This window comes from Pectobacterium sp. S5, from assembly GCF_051707265.1.
Classification (GTDB): Bacteria; Pseudomonadota; Gammaproteobacteria; order Enterobacterales; family Enterobacteriaceae; genus Pectobacterium; species Pectobacterium polare.
The window spans coordinates 536,642-554,930 of the sequence record NZ_JAULSZ010000002.1; the positions used below are offsets into that span (position 1 = coordinate 536,642).

17 protein-coding genes and 1 tRNA gene are annotated in these 18,289 nt (G+C 41.4%); 4 read left to right on the forward strand and 14 right to left on the reverse strand.

Annotated features, from left to right (window positions below; genetic code table 11):
- Window positions 1-26: 26 nt before the first annotated feature.
- A complete protein-coding gene (gene betI, locus QWJ20_RS12020) occupies window positions 27-614 on the reverse strand; it encodes a transcriptional regulator BetI (RefSeq protein ID WP_233967180.1) in 588 nt (195 codons plus the stop codon).
- Between the two features lie 352 nt (window positions 615-966).
- Here betI and QWJ20_RS12025 point away from each other — a divergent pair, with 352 nt between their 5' ends.
- The 3 genes from QWJ20_RS12025 to QWJ20_RS12035 all read left to right on the forward strand — a co-directional run bounded on the left by QWJ20_RS12025 (window position 967) and on the right by QWJ20_RS12035 (window position 4,161).
- Window positions 967-3,000 (forward strand): choline transporter, encoded by a 2,034-nt coding sequence (locus tag QWJ20_RS12025; RefSeq protein WP_433992620.1) that lies wholly within the window; start codon window positions 967-969, stop codon window positions 2,998-3,000.
- A 216-nt stretch (window positions 3,001-3,216) separates the two neighbouring features.
- The gene (locus QWJ20_RS12030; RefSeq protein WP_433992621.1) at window positions 3,217-3,855 is read left to right on the forward strand and encodes an RpiB/LacA/LacB family sugar-phosphate isomerase; all 639 of its coding nucleotides are present in this window, start codon (window positions 3,217-3,219) and stop codon (window positions 3,853-3,855) included.
- 216 nt (window positions 3,856-4,071) lie between these two features.
- Window positions 4,072-4,161, forward strand: a tRNA-Ser gene (locus tag QWJ20_RS12035).
- 86 nt (window positions 4,162-4,247) lie between these two features.
- On the opposite strand, the gene phoH is transcribed toward QWJ20_RS12035, so the two are convergent.
- From phoH to QWJ20_RS12050, 3 genes are all read right to left on the reverse strand, one after another.
- Window positions 4,248-5,036 (reverse strand): phosphate starvation-inducible protein PhoH, encoded by a 789-nt coding sequence (phoH, locus tag QWJ20_RS12040; protein ID WP_095699912.1) that lies wholly within the window; start codon window positions 5,034-5,036, stop codon window positions 4,248-4,250.
- A 531-nt stretch (window positions 5,037-5,567) separates the two neighbouring features.
- The gene (gene fliZ / locus QWJ20_RS12045) at window positions 5,568-6,083 is read right to left on the reverse strand and encodes a flagella biosynthesis regulatory protein FliZ (RefSeq protein ID WP_010306119.1); all 516 of its coding nucleotides are present in this window, start codon (window positions 6,081-6,083) and stop codon (window positions 5,568-5,570) included.
- A 203-nt stretch (window positions 6,084-6,286) separates the two neighbouring features.
- On the reverse strand, window positions 6,287-7,009 hold the full coding sequence (locus QWJ20_RS12050) for an RNA polymerase sigma factor FliA (RefSeq protein WP_039485657.1): 723 nt from the start codon (window positions 7,007-7,009) through the stop codon (window positions 6,287-6,289).
- Between the two features lie 480 nt (window positions 7,010-7,489).
- Here QWJ20_RS12050 and QWJ20_RS12055 point away from each other — a divergent pair, with 480 nt between their 5' ends.
- The gene (locus QWJ20_RS12055; protein WP_249682284.1) at window positions 7,490-8,533 is read left to right on the forward strand and encodes a glycosyltransferase family 2 protein; all 1,044 of its coding nucleotides are present in this window, start codon (window positions 7,490-7,492) and stop codon (window positions 8,531-8,533) included.
- A 71-nt stretch (window positions 8,534-8,604) separates the two neighbouring features.
- On the opposite strand, the gene QWJ20_RS12060 is transcribed toward QWJ20_RS12055, so the two are convergent.
- The 10 genes from QWJ20_RS12060 to QWJ20_RS12105 all read right to left on the reverse strand — a co-directional run bounded on the left by QWJ20_RS12060 (window position 8,605) and on the right by QWJ20_RS12105 (window position 18,270).
- Window positions 8,605-9,447: a WcbI family polysaccharide biosynthesis putative acetyltransferase gene (locus QWJ20_RS12060; protein ID WP_433992622.1), complete on the reverse strand. Its 843-nt coding sequence runs from the start codon at window positions 9,445-9,447 to the stop codon at window positions 8,605-8,607.
- An 86-nt stretch (window positions 9,448-9,533) separates the two neighbouring features.
- The gene (locus QWJ20_RS12065; RefSeq protein WP_433992623.1) at window positions 9,534-10,721 is read right to left on the reverse strand and encodes an acyl-CoA reductase; all 1,188 of its coding nucleotides are present in this window, start codon (window positions 10,719-10,721) and stop codon (window positions 9,534-9,536) included.
- Entirely contained in the window at window positions 10,705-11,787 is a 1,083-nt protein-coding gene (locus QWJ20_RS12070) for an acyl-protein synthetase (RefSeq protein ID WP_433992624.1), read from the reverse strand. Before QWJ20_RS12070 ends, QWJ20_RS12065 begins: the two co-directional genes overlap by 17 nt.
- A 2-nt stretch (window positions 11,788-11,789) precedes the next feature.
- The gene (locus QWJ20_RS12075) at window positions 11,790-13,196 is read right to left on the reverse strand and encodes an AMP-binding protein (protein ID WP_433992625.1); all 1,407 of its coding nucleotides are present in this window, start codon (window positions 13,194-13,196) and stop codon (window positions 11,790-11,792) included.
- Window positions 13,186-13,875, reverse strand: coding sequence for an MBL fold metallo-hydrolase (locus QWJ20_RS12080; protein WP_433992626.1), 690 nt, complete (start codon window positions 13,873-13,875; stop codon window positions 13,186-13,188). The genes QWJ20_RS12075 and QWJ20_RS12080 overlap by 11 nt, the downstream gene beginning before the upstream one ends.
- A gap of 4 nt (window positions 13,876-13,879) precedes the next feature.
- Window positions 13,880-14,923 (reverse strand): N-acetylneuraminate synthase family protein, encoded by a 1,044-nt coding sequence (locus QWJ20_RS12085; RefSeq protein WP_433992627.1) that lies wholly within the window; start codon window positions 14,921-14,923, stop codon window positions 13,880-13,882.
- A 15-nt stretch (window positions 14,924-14,938) separates the two neighbouring features.
- On the reverse strand, window positions 14,939-16,720 hold the full coding sequence (locus QWJ20_RS12090) for a thiamine pyrophosphate-binding protein (protein ID WP_433992628.1): 1,782 nt from the start codon (window positions 16,718-16,720) through the stop codon (window positions 14,939-14,941).
- A 19-nt stretch (window positions 16,721-16,739) separates the two neighbouring features.
- Window positions 16,740-17,213 carry a 3-hydroxyacyl-ACP dehydratase FabZ family protein gene (locus QWJ20_RS12095; protein ID WP_433992629.1) on the reverse strand — a complete coding sequence of 158 codons (474 nt, stop codon included), beginning with the start codon at window positions 17,211-17,213 and terminating at the stop codon, window positions 16,740-16,742.
- Window positions 17,214-17,215: 2 nt separating this feature from the next.
- A complete protein-coding gene (locus tag QWJ20_RS12100) occupies window positions 17,216-17,461 on the reverse strand; it encodes an acyl carrier protein (RefSeq protein ID WP_130621686.1) in 246 nt (81 codons plus the stop codon).
- Window positions 17,462-17,610: 149 nt separating this feature from the next.
- Window positions 17,611-18,270, reverse strand: coding sequence for an acetyltransferase (locus tag QWJ20_RS12105; RefSeq protein ID WP_433992630.1), 660 nt, complete (start codon window positions 18,268-18,270; stop codon window positions 17,611-17,613).
- Window positions 18,271-18,289 lie beyond the last annotated feature (19 nt).

The window sequence follows — 18,289 nt, forward strand, 5'->3', positions numbered from 1 at the left end:
GAAAAGGCAAAAATGATAAGGAAGGGTTACGTGCGGACGAGCTGGTGTTCGATATAGTCGTAGGTAATGCTCAGTGCTTCTTCGCGGTTGAAGGCCTCATGGCTTAGCGCACCACGCAGCCACAGCCCATCGATCAGACCTGCCAGCCCTTTTGCTGCAACACGCGCGCTATCCTTCGGCAAACAGTGGCTGAACTCGACACACAAGTTGGAGTAAAGCCGCCGATCGTTAACCTGCTGTAGCCGATGGAGCATGGGGGAATGTAGGCTACTGGCCCAAAACGCCAGCCAGGTTTTCATCGCTGCGCTATTCGTCTGGCTATCATCAAAATTCCCCTGAACAATCGCCCGTAAACGTGCGCGAGGCGTATTTTCTGTCAAGTTCAGCAACCTTGATTTTACCGCCAGCCCCAGATGACTAATCAGATAGCGCATCGTCGCTTCCAGTAAGCCATTTTTATCGCGGAAGTAATGACTGATGATCCCATTCGACACTCCCGCACGTCGGGCAATCTGTACGATTGAGGCATCATGCATCCCCACATCGTTAATCGCGGCCAACGTCGCTTCGATGAGTTGCTGCCGTCTGATTGGCTGCATTCCGACTTTAGGCACCGCACTTCCTCTTCATTTTTTTCCCTTCATTTTTGCCTGATGAATCACGGTAAACGACGGTGATTCATGCTCCGATTTGTCCTATTAAACTTTTTTTTGATTGAACGTTCAATCAAAAATGAATATCTTTTATTGCCGAAAGGTTAAAAATTCGTATCAATTATCATGAAAAATGGTGTGAGCTCAGACGATAACTCCACCTTAAAAAGAATAATTTCTTTTTTGTTCTGACAACCTTCTTCAACGGAAAGCGTACTCAGCGGATGTCCTGCGCCATATTCTTTATATGCGCTAAGCGCGCTTCGTGGAGAGAGGAATCAGAGTATCTATTCACGTCACGCAAGGGATAACCATGCCAGCATCAGAAACGACCACCCAACAGGATCGCCTGAATCCTGTCGTGTTCTACACATCAGCGGGACTCATCCTGACCTTCTCGCTGATGACCATGTTGTTTAACCAAGAAGCGAATGCCTGGATTACCCACGCGCTTAACTGGGTTTCTGCCACATTTGGTTGGTACTACCTGCTAGCCGCCACGCTCTACATCGTTTTCGTCATCTTCATTGCGTCATCTCGATTTGGATCGATCAAGCTCGGGCCAGAGCAGTCGAAGCCTGAATTTAGCCTGATGAGCTGGGCGGCGATGCTGTTTGCTGCGGGAATTGGCATCGATTTAATGTTCTTTTCCGTCGCGGAACCGATCACGCAATACATGATGCCACCGGAAGGACAGGGCCAGACGATAGAAGCGGCACGGCAGGCCATGGTCTGGACGCTGTTTCACTACGGGTTAACCGGTTGGTCAATGTACGCGCTGATGGGCATTGCTCTGGGCTACTTCAGCTACCGGTATAATTTGCCGCTGACGATTCGCTCTGCCCTGTACCCTATCTTTGGTAAACGAATTAATGGCCCGATTGGCCACAGTGTTGATATCGCTGCTGTACTCGGAACCATCTTCGGTATCGCGACCACACTGGGCATCGGCGTCGTTCAGCTTAACTACGGGCTGAAAGTCCTGTTCCAGATCCCAGAGAATCTCACCGTTCAGGCCTCGCTCATCCTGCTTTCCGTCGTCATGGCGACCGTTTCCGTGACATCCGGAGTCAATCGCGGTATTCGTTTCCTCTCCGAGCTTAACGTCCTGCTCGCACTGGGCTTGATTCTTTTTCTGCTTTTCTGGGGTGATACCGAGTTTCTGCTAAACGCGCTGGTGCTTAACGTCGGGGATTACATCAATCGCTTTACAGGCATGACGCTCAACAGCTTTGCGTTCGATCGCCCGACGGAGTGGATGAATAGCTGGACGCTGTTCTTCTGGGCATGGTGGGTCGCATGGGCACCGTTTGTCGGGCTGTTTCTGGCGCGAATCTCACGCGGCAGAACGATTCGACAGTTCGTCGTCGGCACGTTGATCATTCCGTTTGTCTTTACGCTGCTGTGGCTCTCCATTTTTGGCAACAGCGCGCTTTATCAGGTGCTCCACGGTAATCTGGATTTTGCCAATGAAGTCATGCAGCACCCAGAGCGCGGGTTCTACAGCCTGCTGGCACAGTACCCCGGCTTCAGCCTAAGTGCCTCTGTCGCGACCATCACCGGCTTACTGTTTTATGTCACCTCTGCCGATTCAGGCTCGCTGGTGCTGGGCAACTTTACCTCTCGCCTTGGCGATATCAACAATGATGCGCCAAACTGGCTGCGAATTTTCTGGTCAGTCGCCATTGGCCTACTGACGTTGGGCATGCTAATGACAAACGGTGTGTCAGCCTTACAGAACACCACCGTCATTATGGGATTACCATTTAGCTTTGTGATGTTCTTTATTATGGCGGGATTGTACAAATCACTGCGGGTTGAGGATTACCGTAAAGCCAGCTCCTTACAAACATCAGCACCGATGCCAATCTCCGGCGACGATCGTCTGAACTGGAAGCAACGCATCTCACGCGTCATGAATTTTCCTGGCACAACCCATACGCAAAAAATGCTGGATAACGTTTGTAAAGCTGCCATGGATGACGTCGCGCGCGAACTGCGCCTGCGAGGTGCCAGCGTTGAAGTCAACGACTTGCCGCCTGTCGAAGATGAGCGCTTGAATCATCTCGAACTGTTGGTTGATTTGGGTGATGAACAGAACTTTCTTTACCAAATTTGGCCACAGCGCTACAGCGTCCCGGCGTTTACCTACCGCGCCCGCTCGGGTAAATCAGATTATTATCGCCTTGAAACCTTCCTGTTAGAAGGAAGTCAGGGGAATGACCTGATGGATTACTGCAAAGAACAGGTGATTAACGACATTTTGGATCAGTACGAACGACACCTGAATTTTCTTCATCTTAATCGAGAGGCACCGGGCAATACGCTGACCTTCCCTGACGCATAACCCCCTCCCCTATGGCGCTGAAATACAGCGCCATTTTCAATATGTTATGCTTTTATTCTCCCTTTTTCTTGCATCGTATTTTTCCTGAATCTATGGGCTGTGCCGCATTCTTTGCTTCCACGATTTGCGCTTTATTTTTGAAACGGTATACTGCACACAACAAATTGAAATACAGTTTTAAAAAATGTATTTGTCCGTCACAGAAAAGGAACGAACATGAAAATTGCACTGATTAACGAGAACAGCCAAGCTGCCAAAAACGCAATCATCGCCGAGTCTCTGACCAAAGCGGTTGCACCGTTGGGCCACACTGTACACAACTACGGTCAATACGCCGTTGAAGATACAGCGCAGCTGACCTACATCCAGAACGGTATTCTGGCAGCTATCCTGCTGAACTCTGGCGCGGCTGATTTCGTTGTGACCGGTTGTGGTACTGGCCAGGGCGCAATGCTGGCTTGTAACTCTTTCCCAGGCGTAATCTGCGGTCTGGTTGTTGACCCATCTGATGCTTACCTGTTCTCTCAGATCAACAACGGTAACGCTGTATCCGTTCCTTACGCTAAAGGCTTTGGCTGGGGCGCTGAACTGAACCTGGAAAACCTGTTTACCCAGCTGTTCAAAGAAGAAGGCGGCCGAGGCTATCCGAGCGATCGCGTTGCTCCTCAACAACGTAACAAGAAAATCCTGGATGCTGTAAAAGCAGTGACCTACAACGATCTGATCACCATCCTGAAAGGCCTCGATCAGGATCTGGTTAAAGGTGCGATTGCTGGTCCTAAATTCCAGGAATACTTCTTCGCTAACAGCAAAGACGAAGCACTGACCAGCTACATCAAAACGCTGCTGGCATAATCGTCAATAGCTGAAAAAAACCACAGGCCATTGCGGTCTGTGGTTTTTTTATGCCAATTCCCCATGCAGTTTGTCTACATTTTAACGACGCTGTTACGCAGACTATCCGTTACCGTTCAATGCTTAGCCATACGCACCGTTCGCGCTAAATACTGCTTGACCGAAGCTAAGCGACTCCCTATAGTAGCGCCCCGTTGCCCCTTGTAGGCGACCCCCGGTGAGGTGTCCGAGAGGCTGAAGGAGCACGCCTGGAAAGTGTGTATACGTGAAAACGTATCAAGGGTTCGAATCCCTTCCTCACCGCCATATAAAAGAAAACGCCCCTGATGCAAATCAGGGGCGTTTTTTTATGGTGATATCACAGGAACTTTTATTCCCATGCTACACAGACATCAGCCATAGGCATGGAGCGTACGCTGACACAACGCCGAGCGCACGCAGTCCTCTTTACCGAAAGAGACCACGCCAATCATGTCATCCTCTACAAAACGCTCCAGTGCGTCGCGCAGGCCGGATTTAACCCCAGATGGCAAATCGCACTGCGTGATATCACCATTCACGATAACCGTGACATTTTCGCCCAAACGCGTCAGGAACATTTTCATTTGGTTCACTGTCACGTTTTGCGCTTCATCAAGAATCACAACCGCATTTTCAAATGTCCGTCCGCGCATATACGCAAATGGCGCAATTTCGACTTTGGCGATTTCTGGCCGCAAACAGTACTGCATGAAAGAGGCCCCCAGCCGACGCAAAAGTATGTCGTAAACCGGACGGAAATAAGGCGCAAATTTCGCTGTAATATCTCCGGGTAAAAAGCCAAGATCCTCGTCGGCCTGTAATACTGGCCGCGTAACAATAATACGCTCAACCTCTTTATGGATTAGTGCCTCGGCCGCTTTCGCAGCGCTCAGATACGTTTTACCGCAGCCAGCTTCACCTGTGGCAAAAATCAACTGTTTGTTTTCTATCGCAGACAAGTAATGTTCCTGGGCAACGGTACGAGCTTGAATAACGGAATTATCACGATTTTCACGCGCCATTCCGATTGCTTCAATCCCGCCCATCTGTACCAGAGAAGTGACCGATTCTTCCTCACGCTGACGATGGCTACGCGAGTCACGACGGATAACGCGTTTGGCTTCACGACGAGCTTTGATCACTGCTTTTTGTCTTCCCATAGTGGCACCTTACAGTTTGTTTCACTTACCGCACTGTTCTACAGCGCGTGACGTTTAACTCACTAACGAGGTTAGGCTTCCTTATTAAGCCAATAGCGGACAGAGAATACGCATGATTCATCCACGAACGGAGTGAAAAACGGGCCGAGCATTCATGGATAGAAAAAGAAAATAAACGGAGAGTTTGGGTAAAGAGAGAATGGCGCAGTGTTGAAAATAAGTAGGAGGAACATCCCTCGCATCGGCGAGTCAGCGGCGTAGAATCTTGGCATCGACTACAAAGTCCAGAAAAGGACATTACCATTCGCGTTCCTCACTGTGACAACGACTATTCCACTGAATAATGATTGATCGCATCGTAGAACTACTGCTAACCATTGCCTAAAAATTAGTGCCGAATGATTTCAGTAGTATGACAGTGCAATAATTTGCCTCTGCAATGCAAGCATTTTTTACACTGTCATAACATTTATCTATAGTCAGTATCCCATGGTTTGGCAATGTCAGCCTGAAAACGACGCATGATGCACGTCAGAAATGCCGCTGCCAGTCCAGATATTGATCGTATTTTCGTAAGGCACTACGGTAAATATTTTGCTCAATACCGGGAAGGTAATCACATACGCGCTGCTGCACTCCATCACGGTGCCGAGAAAAGGTTTCTGCAGGATAATTATTGGCGGCCAGCAGCTCATCCAAGCGCCGCAAGCGAATGACATACTCACGCATCGTGCTATGGCGGACTTCAGTCTGCTCAATCAGATACTGTGTGAAAGCTTTAATATCGAAATAGCTAGCAGTGGTATTGCATAATATTTCGCTACAAAAGCGGCAAAGTGGGATTAATTCCTGTTGCAGACCGGACCAGATGTCATCATCGATAAGCCTGTCGATGCTGCCGATCGATTTTTTATTGATAAGCTGATTACGAAATACCAGTGAAACGCGGTCGAGCTCTTTATCACACTGGGAACAGTTGGTTTGTCTGTGTTTGAAGTCTTTCAGATAACGGCTTAGGAGCTGTTTCTTCCGAATTGATGGGTGCATGAATCCATTCCATGACAATATATAACTTCAATGTAAAGCGATAGCATCGTTCATTACGCCAGAGAATCTGGTGTGCTAAAAACAGGTGACATTAATCATCTAAATACTGATGTAAAGGGCGCATCAATATTCAAACATTGCCATGGCCTGCTGCTTCAGTGACCGAAGATATACTTTGATAACAGTATTCCTACGCAGCGCAATTAAACATCGTTCATTAATTTCACGCGCAGGCGCTTTATCGCCTGGCTATGCAACTGGCTGACTCTCGACTCTCCGACTTCAAGAACGGCACCGATCTCTTTCAGGTTCAACTCTTCCTGATAGTAAAGCGTCAACACCAACTTCTCGCGCTCTGGCAGGTTTTCAATCGCATCCATTACACGATGGCGCAAATTGCCTTCCATCAGTTGATGCAATGGGTTCGCATCTTCATTGCCTTCCAGTAACGCTTCTGCGCTGTCACCATGTTCTTCACGCCATTCATCGTAAGAGAAAAGCTGGCTATTGTTCGTATCCAGCAGTATCTGACGATAATCCTCAAGCGTGATATTCAAGGTCTGCGCAACTTCCTGCTCCGTTGGAGTACGACCGAGCTGCTGTTCAGCCTGTTGCATAGCTTGTGCCACTTCCCGCGCATTACGCCGTACACTGCGTGGAGCCCAATCACGACTGCGTAATTCATCCAGCATCGAACCGCGAATTCGTTGGACGGCATAGGTGGTAAACGCCGTACCTTGTAACGAATCATAACGTTCAACTGCGCTTAGCAAGCCGATACCGCCAGCCTGTAGCAGATCGTCAAGCTCGACGCTCGCGGGGAGACGAACCTGTAAACGCAAGGCTTCATGGCGCACTAGTGGAACATAGCGCTTCCAAAGGGAATTTTTATCCATTGTGCCTTCGGCGGTATACAAATCGCTCACAGTGACAAATACCTACGATGATAATGTTATCGACACTATTATGCTTTTAGGTAGGGTAGCCAATCGCCTGAATAGCGTCAAAAAAGGAGGGTTATTCATGCTATGTATGACAGGATTGAGTAAGGAGTCTGCAGAGAGAAACACAAATGGCACGTACAGATGGTGCAATGCGACAGCAAATCTGTGATGTATATCTCTTTCGAAGGGAGATGATTCTAGCGCAGATCTTGAACAGATAAACCCGAATTTTCCCCTCATAGGGTCAACAGTAATGTGAAACGTGTAGCATCGGTAGATGTAAACACTAATGCGTGTCAAAAGCATTACAATCAATAATATAAAAACCTACGGCCACTCTCACTCGCCATTTTATCGCTGTCAACAGAGAACAAGTATCAAATTGTTATCACTGATAAATTAATATAGTATTGAGTAATATCAAGTCATTAAAAATGCGGTGCACAAATGATATCAGTCTGCATGATCGTGAAAAACGAAGCTTTGCACTTAGGCAACGCACTGAAAGAGATTGTAAAATATTTCGACGATATTGTTGTCGTTGACACTGGCTCAACCGATGACTCAAAAGATATTGCCAAAAATTTTACTGACAAAGTTTATGACTTTGAATGGATATCAGATTTCTCCGCTGCGAGAAATTACTCACTACAATTTGCCAAATATGATTGGATTTTAGTTGTTGATGCCGATGAAGTGATTAATCAATTTGATGTAGCACTGCTTTCAGAGCTCATTAGCACACATCCGACACAGGTAGGCACCGTAGAAATTGCTAGCATTACTAATGATGAAAATTCGGAAGAGACAGATTTAATTCAAGAACGTATAAGTCGGCTTTTCAACAAAGAATATTATGAGTTTTTTGGCATTATCCATGAGCAAATTTGCAAGAAAAACACTGGAAAAGCGCCAGATGGACGTTTTGATGCATCACTATCGTTCGTGCATAATGGTTACAAAAAAGAAATCATAGAAAGCAAAAATAAGATCGCTCGCAATATTACATTACTCAAAAATGCCATCGATAAAACAAGTGCAGATGCTTATCTGCATTATCAATTAGGAAAAAGTTACTATCTGGGGAAGGATTATGAGCGAGCGGCACAAAGTTTTGAAACATCACTACATCTACAAAAAGATATGCATCAGGATTACAACGAAGTCCTGATTGAATGTTACGGCTATTGTTTAATTAATACCGCACAATATGAAAAAGCATTAGATATTTTACAATATGAAGATCTCTGTTCTTCCACCGACTTCATGTTTTTAAAAGCATTAATACTTATGAATAATGCTGATTTTCAGAATGCTATCGATACATTTCAGCTCTGCACGAAGATGGGCCCAGGTCGAAAACAAGGTGTTGGAACGTATAAAGCCAATTACAACATAGCAGTTATATTGGAATGTTTTGGCATGAAACCTGAATCTCTCGACTATTACCAACGATGCGGGAATTATAAGTTAGCGCTTGAAGGGATAATGAGGGTTAAATCGTAATTTATTTTAAAAAAGCTAATGGAATATCTCTACATTACTAAGATTGATATTCCATTAGAATGAGCTGAAATTTAAAAATTCATATATTCGTCGTTAAGAAAATTATAGTAGTTTGAGCTAGTCAATGCTTTAGTCAAATCAGTTCGGCTATACTTATCAAAAAATGAATAATTTATTTTGCAGGCAAGCGACAATCCTGAATCTCTCATCATACAATAGTTTTCATCGCCGCTACCAAGTCTAGGCGCTCTGTAATTATTCAGCAACTCTTGACCATTAAGGTTAAATGTTTCATGAACACCAAACGTATTAAGATGTATTGACTCAAACAATAAACTTAAATGTTTATTATTCGGATGGCTAATTGTTGAAAAACAGTCTTGATCCTGAGATAAAGAAGATAAATAGTAATCTGAGTAATCAAAAATCAGCTTTCCTGATTTATACAACCTCTTATATTTATCAGCATCTTCGATCAGTGCAGCATGTTTTTTATCTTGGGACAAACTAACATTATGGTATTGAGTGATGGCATCCTGATAATTAAAACCAGAGAGATACAAATGCAGAAACCGATAGTCTACATAAACCATCAAGTCAGGCAACTCTTTATCAATGTAGGCTAATTGTGGGCTGGATACTCGAGATTCCATAGTCGGAAGCATTTTTATATCAAAGTATCTTTCCAGTGCGGAGGTAGAAAAACGCCCCCATCGTTCTGAGTGATACTGCATAAAAATAACATCGCAAGACTCTAACTCATGGTAGAAATTTATAACATCAACCTTCTCTTTTAATTTATAAATTGGTGTATTAAAAATATAGTTATACTCATGACCACTTATATTTTTATTACCTTTCAGCAACTCACCAATAATTTCGAGCTGACAATTTCCAACTAAGGCGACTCTCATAAATAAAACCTTTCCATTATATATAACTACGTTCTAAGCGCGAAAAAACAAAAATATCGCGCATAGATTCCCAAAAGCTAAAAACCTTATTGAAAAGTAATTTTTCGTGACAACTCTCGGATCAAATCGTGGCCATCCCATACTAAAGAGAAATCCATAGATTTACCCATTGGCACAATCCTATCGACTCCCTTCGGACTCGAAGAAATGAATACGTCAAAGTCTTCTTTATTTAGTCCAAGGTAAGTTACTGTCTGACATTTTTCAGAGCAAATAGATAAGATTTCCCTTATATCCTGAATAGAGTACTCAAGGAAAAAACCACTATTATATTTATAATTTATAATATGAGGGTCCAACTCTTTCAGTTCGACCCTTGTAAGATGATTAGAACGGTTCTTTATGATTTTTACATCAGAACTCGCCGCAATTTGATAGGATTTAGATAATTTACCAACAGATTGTACAGGTGAGAGATGATAATCTCTGATAGATTTACTCTCAACTTTTTCCCAAAAATCAGCCTTTGCTGCTTCAATATTACTTCCGAGCCAAAAGACAAATGCTGGAGACGTACACGCATTTTGGTCAGAAAAGTAAGTATCGTTATAAAAATTCTGAACAATCCTTTCTTTATCATCGGCAGACAAATAAAAATCAGCGTTGATAATTAATATAGAATGCCTGTCAGAAAATGTTATTTCATTTGCTCTTGGTTTCATAGCCGACTGCCGGATATTAGCGATTGTTTGATCGCCCCCCCAGATCACTCGAGCATCGGCTATAGCCGACAAGCTATCAAGAACAGCTCTAACCGTAGGGAATTTCGCCATTAACACATAAGGCTGGATATAAGAAAAATCGCCGGAGACAAGTTCATTTATAGCATCACAGATGACAGAAACCTGGGGAAAGTCTTTAGCTGGCAATCTAATAATATTGGAATTACCCGCTAACAAACCTGCAGCGAAACTAAAAGCAAAATTAACAGGCACATTAGATGGCGTAGAATGAAAAACGACGCCTTTACCGAATCGTTCCAGAATATCATCGTATTTGTTTTTTTCTTTTAACAATGAGACTCTTCGACACCAAAAAGCAAACGTTATCACATCTGAATAATCTTTAGCTTTTTTCATCAGCAGCGTAGACAACGCATTCAAAAAAATAATACTTTTGTCATCAAAAATCCTCATAGCCGGAACATCAGGCATTGCTTTCAGAGTATTTTCATTTCCGACAACATAAGAGATATCGTTAATTTCTTGCTGCATAAGTGTCGCTGCACCCTCTGAGTTCTGCATTTTGAAGTCTGCCATTAATTTTGAAATATTTACCTTTCCGGCCACAAGGACAGTCATCGATACCTAATAAAACCCCCTCATCCTCTGTTAGCAAAGAATGCCCGGGGTATGATTGCGGTAAAATAGATACAACCTGGACAATACCTGTTTCACCGGGGTTGCAAACAGAAAAATCAGATGGGCGACGAATGATCACATCAGAGTAATTACTAGCATGTAAATGTCCATGCTCACACGCCATATAAATGGATCCTGTTTGCTCGACCATACCGTAGTAATCATGGATATCGCTAAGATTAAACTGTGCTTTTAGTATGTTTTTAAACTCTACTTGTGAAACAGCCTCAGAAGCCAGTTTTTTCCACCCTCCTCCATGAATCAAACATCCATTTGATAAATCAAGCTTGTCGCCTGATTTGACAAACTCTTTATAAAAATGCTGCCAAACCATAAATGTAAAACCAAACAGCAGTATTTTCTTTCCTTTATGTTTCTCCAGAAATGCTTTAATCACGGGTAGATTAATGTTCATTTCATCATCTAGAGCATAGGTTCTATCGGTGCCAAAAATAGAAAAACCTAATATACCAGCACCTCTTGCCGAGAACATTGCTCTGTTTTTTACTACGGCTGAACTATCAATAATCAGCATCGGCATACGAGAGCTTTCGGTAAAAGAGGAAACGATCTTCACCAGTACCTTTTGTTGATTACTCGCTGTTGCCTTATCCAGATAAATCCTGGATACAGTTTGCCCCGTTGTCCCTGATGAGGTCATTGTTTTAAACACGTCCTCATCAGATACAGATTTTAACATTAACTCTTTAAAAAGGCTTACAGGTAGAAAGGGAATATCGTAATAGGAGTTGATATTAAGAACATCAAATTTTAACGCGTCTATAATATTTGAATAAGGAGCGCAGTGCCTATAGTGCAGGCGAGTTAACTCTCCTAAACTACGCGTTAAAAAATCATTTTTCTCCTGCTGCCCCATTGAAAACGGGTCTAAATTCAACACACTCTCAAGATTGTTCATTTTTATTTCCCAAGCTCACTATATAATATTTTTCCGGCGTTATTTTTTGGCAAGGAAGAAATGTATTTAACTTTGAAAGCAGAAAAATTTATCTTACTAGTTTTAGCAATAAAATCTCTAACATCCTGAACACTATCATCATTTGTAATATAAATATCCATGGCATCATCAATGCCGCAACAAGCACAGTCGATATGTTTAAAGTTGGATTTTATTAAACGTTCAGTTTCATCAAGATTCACTCTATTTCCGTATATTTTTAAAAATCTCTTTTTTCGCCCAATAATATAAAAGAAACCATCACTATCAAACTTTGCAACATCTCCAGTAAGCAATTTTCCTTTGAAGTCATCGCCTTGGGAAAGATCTTCGCGCGAACTGGCATACCCCAGCGTTACATTATCTCCATGATAGACAAGTTCCCCTGCGGTTTCAGGCGAATTTATTAAGTTACCGTTTTCATCTATTAAAGAAAATTTCCCTCCAGGAATAGCAATACCCATTGAGCCTATTTTCTCTAACGTTTTTTCTGCAGGCAGGTATCCCATTCTTGCTGTTGCTTCTGTTTGCCCATACATTACAAAAAATTTCTTATTATTATCGTGTGCATACTGGGAAATTTTTTCATGCAACTCTATTGATAGCTTTCCACCTGCTTGCGTAAGCGTCTTTAACTGGGGAAGATCTCTTCTCATGAATTTTAATTTATCAAGCATTTCATAAGTGTATGGTACGCCAGAAATAGATGTTACAGCACTTTCTTGTAATAATGCCCAAAATTCCTTTTGCATTAACGTACTATTGGTTAATACAACACTTGCACCAATGCTAAAGTGAGAATTAATTACAGATAGCCCATAGGTATAATTCATTGGTAGCAGAGTAATTGCACGATCGTTTTCTGCTATGCCAAGATATTCAACAATTGCTTTCGCATTAGACTCAATGTTTTTATAACTCTGTCTAACTAATTTCGGGCTTCCCATTGAGCCAGATGTCGTTAGCAATAAAGCCAGATCTCGGTTTAAATCATTATCTTCACTATTATGAATATCTGTCTCTAGCAACGCATATCCATGTCGAACAAATACAGTCCTATATGAGAAGAGCACTTGCTTCTCAATCGGTGCATAAATATATTCGGGTCTATAAATCTCAATAAGATTGCTCAATAACTTTGAATCAATATCTTTATCAAGAAGTAATGGGACAACATCATGCTTTAATGCTGAAATATACCCAACCATTGCCCCCAAGCAATTAGAACATAAACTAAAAATTAAAGTCCGTTTTTTTATTTTCTCACCAAATTCACTACTAAATGAATCCAATTCCTTATAAGAAATTTCGCGACCATCGTCGGTAATGATGGCAGTATTATCAATGTAGTTATTAAAATCAAACAGCATGAATTTTTTCCCCTATAGTAAAACTATCACCATGGCCTGGGAAACATACAATACTTTTATCTAGAGAAAAAAAGAAAGGCAATGCTATATCGTTATAGCTTTTACGATTTCCACCTGGAAATCTGGTAATGACCTGCACATCTTTTAATAGTGAATCACCAGTAAAAGAAACTTTACCATTAATAATAATAGATATACTTCCTGCTGAGTGCCCGGGGATTGACGTCATCCTTATTTCATTACCTTCCCAAAGATAAGTCATTTCATCATCAAAAACGATATCAGCTACACACGAGTAAGATAGAAATTTTTTATTAAATTCTTTGGCAAAATCAGTACCGTTAGCCCTATCCTGCTCCGCAAGAATAAAAGATATCAGAATTGGTCGATTATTTCTTTCATCAAGAATAGATTCTGCACATTTCTTTTGACAGATCAGAGTTGCTTTAAATATGGATTTTAGCCAATTCACGCCGGACGTGTGATCAGGATGCTCATGCGTTAATAAAATAACGATCTCTTTTATATTGTTATTTTTTAACAATATAAAAGCACTTTCAGATTCATGAGGGTCAATAACTAACGCAGAGCATCCCCCTAACATGATATACATATTAGAGTTGATATATGGAAAAATAAAGCGGTTGATAGTGATATCACCCGCTTGATAATTAAGCATTTAACTATAATTCCCCACTAATATCATCTTGGGATATCAGTCGATCTGCCTCAACGTCTCTGCTTAAAACACGTCCAACTAATCTATCCGTTAATTCTGGAGCAAGCCCTGTACCGGGACGCTTAAAATCCATATCCTTGATCGATAATTTGTGCCCTGCAGGTAAATTTCTAGCAAACACTATGCTTCTGCGCATTTTTTTACGCTGTTCATATTCTTCTGCTGATACCATTCTTTCTTTATTACCCATAGCAGAAAAAACATTATGACAGCCATGAACCAAGGCCTTCATTTCCTCTGGTTCAATGGCCATATTGTTGTCCATACCCATCTTACTCTTATCTAGTGTAAGATGTTTTTCAACGGCACAGCTCCCTAACGCAGTAGCGGCGACAGCCATCTCAGTCCCTAAAGAGTGATCTGAAAACCCTACTGGGTAATCGCTAAAAATCTCTCTCAGTCCTACTATGTTATTAAGATTTATCGTCTCTGGCTCAGCAGGATAAATTGAAATACAATGCAATAGGATTATTTTGCGATTACCTTGCTTTTCAATGACAGCAACAGCTTTTTTTATTTCATCAAGCTCGGCCATTCCTGTGGAAAGAATGATAGGTACATTCTTGCTAGCAATATATTCAAGGTAGGGATAGTTGTTAACATCTTGAGAAGCAATTTTAATATATGGGACATTACATTCGCTTACTAAGAAATCCACTTCCCCATGAGAGTAAGGAGTCGAAGAGAATGAGATTCCTATTTCATTGCAATACTTAGACAACTCTAACAGCTCAGTTTCAGGCAATGAGAATTTTGAGATTATCCGTTTTGCAATAGGGTTACTGTCATAGTAATCCTTTGAGTATAATGAATCCGTAGACCAAGATTGAAACTTTACACAATCACATCCAGCTTCTTTTGCTTTAATGATCATTTCTTTTGCGACGTCAATATTTCCGTTATGACTTGAATTCACTTCTGCAATAATATACGGTTTTTTATAAGACCCTATTATTTTACCATCCCGTAATAAAATATCTGCCATCATGTACCTCGATATATTTTACTGATCAATAGGATCAATAATCATTTCTGATAAAAACAGTTCTCGTTCCAGAAAAGGAGATTGATCTTCCAATGGCCTCTGGACAAAGCGTCCTTTCATGTTACGAACATAAGAGGTATTAATATACTCTTGATCTTCAGGGCTCAAAATCTCACAGAGAATAGGACCTTCACAGCTCAAAACTTCCTGAAGTTTTTGATCAACCATATCTGTACTTTCTATGAGTTGATACTGAATATCAAAACAGTTAGCAACTTTTTCAAATTCAGGACAAGATACACCATTATCAGCATCTGTGCCGACAGTTCTCGTTCTAAACAAATCGACTTGCCTTTTTCTAATAACGGCATAACAGTTGTTATTAATTACCAAAATTTTAATAGGTAAATTATTATGTCTAATAGTCTGCAATTCTTGCAAATTCATCATTATGGAGCCATCACCAACAACAGCAACAATTTGTTTCCCTGAACTATAGTATGCTCCAATCGCTGCAGGTAATGCGTATCCCATCGCCCCCTGAGATACAGGATGTAAACACTTTTGCTGTTCTTTAAACGATATGGTTGTTGGCATAATCAACTCTTCTAAACCAGAGTCAGTCACAAAAACCGCATCATTTTCCAAATGTGCAGAGAGAACATCGGCCAAATAATACAAATCAACTTTCCCGTCTAATTTATATTTATCTTCACATTTAGGAAATATGTTTTTGTAGTGCAAACACTTATCAACCCAAGCATTCCAACTTGTATTTATGTCTTTACTGTTGAGTTTATTCAAGAAATCTTTAGCATCCGATAGTATAAGTTTATCTACTGCCAAATTCGCCTTTTTATATTCATTCTCATCAATATCAATAGCAATAATTTTCGCACATCTCGCGAATTTTTCTGGGTTGCTTCCCGTAGTCATCGATGTCATACGAGAGCCAACAATAATTAATAAATCGGCATTCTGCATAGCAAAATTTGCCGCTCTATTTGTAGCCATTGTGCCTACGGCACCGATTGACAGTCTCTTATCAGATTTATATATATCCGTAGCCGAAGCCGAATAAACAACCGGTATTGAATATTTATCAATCACTGTATCTAAAACAGCTTCTGCTCCTGCAGAACGAACACCGCTACCAATTAAGACAATAGGACGTTCAGAGGCAGCTAACGCCTCTAATAGAAATTCCATGTCGCTATCAGAAGCAGATAGCTTATTCTCATTAAACTCGAGTCGCTTTAGTTCATCCTCATCAACCCGCATGTTTTGAATATCGAGAGGAATATCAATCCATACAGGACCTTTCCGACCGGAGCAAGCAAGGTGAAAGGCCTTATCCAGCTCCATCGCGATACTTTCAGGATCTGAAACCATAACCGCATATTTGGTAATAGGCGTAACCAGACTGATGATATCAGCTTCCTGTTGCCCATAAGTTCTTATAGGCAACCCAGTATATGTTACGGTTTCTTTTAATGAATTCTGCCCTGAGATCACAATCATAGGGACGTCATCTTGCCAGGCACAGAGCACAGGAGTAATTGCATTTGTGGAGGCACATCCTGTAGAAACCAGACAGGCACCTATTTTATGATTTACCTGAGAATAAGCCATCGCAGCATATGCACCTGCTTGTTCATGATGAACACAGATGCAGTCTAGCCCTTCCTGCTTGGCGGCAGCGTCAGACAAATAAAGTACCCCTCGGCCTGTTACCATAAAGAGGTGTTCAACCCCTTCTTGGTATAGACGTTTCATAACATAATCTGCGACGCGTATCATAAAGGTTTCCTAAAAAATATTACTTCGGAAGAAATTTACTCAAAGTATCAGGTACAGCAACAACTAAATCAATCTGGCACGCTAATTCATTATTAACAAAACCAGTAGCTTTTCCACTGGCAATACCCCGACGATAGGAGCCTAATTCAGCTATGATATCCAGGCGATTTCCCGGGATAATTTTCTTCTTGAAGTCGGCATTTTTGACAGATAAAAAACCTGTTTTCTTTCCTTTATTCTCAGGGATAGTTAAAAATGTCATTAAAAAAACTTGTGTTAGAGTCTCTATTTGAATGAATCCAGGAACAACAGGCTCATCTTCAAAATGAGCAGGAAAAAACCACTCATTATAAGTAAAGTTTTTGAATCCTTTTGCACTCTTCCCAGGAAGAGCCTCCTCGATTGAGTCTAAAAAAAAGCAAGGATAGCGATTCTGCTGATATTTTTGAATCTCAACAGGAGAGAGGTTTCTTAAAATAGAAGACTCGCTCATTGTTAACCCTCTGAGATTTCAATATTATATTTACCTAATATTTCTATCCCTTTTTTGAATGAACTCAAATCAACAATATCGTCAGTATCCAGCATAATATCAAAGGTGTCCTCTATTGCAGCGACCAATCCCATATGCCCTACAGAGTCCCATGCATCAATAGACTGGTATTTCAGTTCGCTCGCACTTGATGCTTCAATTTCAAATGTTGTAGCAAATGCATTGGTATATTTATCTAAATTAGTCATAGCTTCCTCATAATATTTAAGTTCAAGATTTACTTAATGGATCGATCAAATAGCCCTAAACTGTAAACAGGTGCATTTTGAATAAAAAATTAATGATGTTGGATTAAAATAAAAAACACGTAACACATAGACAGACGAGTAAGTTGTTTTTACAAAAAAACCTTCCCCTCATCATTTCCTTTAGTAACACGCGCAGGATTACCTACTACGACAGAACGTGCTGCAACATCTCTGAATACAGCCGATCCCATAGATATTATAGCATCATCCCCGACAGTCAGTTTTTCTTTAATCGTTGCATGCATACCGACATAGACTCTGTCACCAAAAACAGATGCACCGCCGGGTGCAGAATGAGCAGAGAAAACAGAATGACTGCCAACAATAATATCGTGCCCAAGTAAACTATATGGCTGAACAAGGCAGTTTTTACCAATGTTCACATTACAGTGAATCGAGGAGTACTCACATAAAACACTACCTTCACCTATTATTGCGCTGGGTGAAACCCGTGCAGTTGGATCAATCAGTGTAGCGATTTTCAGCCCATTACTTTTAGCTTTATCAAAGAGTTTCTCACGTAAAGAGGGTTCGCCAATAGCGATAATAATCTCGCAAGTATCCTTATTTTTTATGATGGATTCAAAACTGAGCACTTTGGCACCCAGAATTTCTCCACCATTTTCGTAATCATTAATAAAAACGATGTCTGACCACAAATTTGATACTGTATTTATATTATTCGCCGTATCAAAAAATTCCCTACCTAGGCCACCCGTTCCATAAATAGCTAAAATTTTATTTTTCATAGTAACACTCAAAGCAGAG

Bases quoted from the DNA above. Each gene is read 5' to 3' on its own strand.
- QWJ20_RS12025 (WP_433992620.1), top strand. From the start codon at position 967: ATGCCAGCATCAGAAACGACCACCCAACAGGATCGCCTGAATCCTGTC.
- QWJ20_RS12030 (WP_433992621.1), top strand. From the start codon at position 3,217: ATGAAAATTGCACTGATTAACGAGAACAGCCAAGCTGCCAAAAACGCA.
- phoH (WP_095699912.1), bottom strand. From the start codon at position 5,036: ATGGGAAGACAAAAAGCAGTGATCAAAGCTCGTCGTGAAGCCAAACGC.
- fliZ (WP_010306119.1), bottom strand. From the start codon at position 6,083: ATGCACCCATCAATTCGGAAGAAACAGCTCCTAAGCCGTTATCTGAAA.
- QWJ20_RS12055 (WP_249682284.1), top strand. From the start codon at position 7,490: ATGATCGTGAAAAACGAAGCTTTGCACTTAGGCAACGCACTGAAAGAG.
- QWJ20_RS12060 (WP_433992622.1), bottom strand. From the start codon at position 9,447: ATGAGAGTCGCCTTAGTTGGAAATTGTCAGCTCGAAATTATTGGTGAG.
- QWJ20_RS12065 (WP_433992623.1), bottom strand. From the start codon at position 10,721: ATGCAGCAAGAAATTAACGATATCTCTTATGTTGTCGGAAATGAAAAT.
- QWJ20_RS12070 (WP_433992624.1), bottom strand. From the start codon at position 11,787: ATGAACAATCTTGAGAGTGTGTTGAATTTAGACCCGTTTTCAATGGGG.
- QWJ20_RS12075 (WP_433992625.1), bottom strand. From the start codon at position 13,196: ATGCTGTTTGATTTTAATAACTACATTGATAATACTGCCATCATTACC.
- QWJ20_RS12080 (WP_433992626.1), bottom strand. From the start codon at position 13,875: ATGCTTAATTATCAAGCGGGTGATATCACTATCAACCGCTTTATTTTT.
- QWJ20_RS12085 (WP_433992627.1), bottom strand. From the start codon at position 14,923: ATGATGGCAGATATTTTATTACGGGATGGTAAAATAATAGGGTCTTAT.
- QWJ20_RS12090 (WP_433992628.1), bottom strand. From the start codon at position 16,720: ATGATACGCGTCGCAGATTATGTTATGAAACGTCTATACCAAGAAGGG.
- QWJ20_RS12095 (WP_433992629.1), bottom strand. From the start codon at position 17,213: ATGAGCGAGTCTTCTATTTTAAGAAACCTCTCTCCTGTTGAGATTCAA.
- QWJ20_RS12100 (WP_130621686.1), bottom strand. From the start codon at position 17,461: ATGACTAATTTAGATAAATATACCAATGCATTTGCTACAACATTTGAA.
- QWJ20_RS12105 (WP_433992630.1), bottom strand. From the start codon at position 18,270: ATGAAAAATAAAATTTTAGCTATTTATGGAACGGGTGGCCTAGGTAGG.